The sequence below is a fragment of the Winogradskyella poriferorum genome (assembly GCF_050618035.1).
Taxonomy (GTDB): Bacteria; Bacteroidota; Bacteroidia; order Flavobacteriales; family Flavobacteriaceae; genus Winogradskyella; species Winogradskyella poriferorum_A.
On the sequence record NZ_JBODPY010000227.1, the window covers coordinates 1 to 222 of the forward strand.

Annotated in this window: 1 pseudogene; it reads right to left on the reverse strand. The window is 36.0% G+C overall.

The features are described 5' to 3' along the window. Window positions 1–222, reverse strand: a pseudogene (locus tag ACRHOC_RS15570) (methyltransferase); the annotation flags it as partial.

The window sequence follows — 222 nt, forward strand, 5'->3', positions numbered from 1 at the left end:
ATCATCGCTCTTAAACTGATGTAAAAAAAGCGTGGATAGCGCTATATCAAAATCTAATCGTTTACATTCTTCAGAAAAAATGTCGAGATGTTGAAAGCTTAACTCGCTATAATGACTAGATAATTCCTGTGCATAGGCTACCCCATCTTCATTAGCGTCTATACGAATAAAATTGAGCTTAAAACCATGACTTCTTCCATAACCTGCCCAAAGCCTTAACAT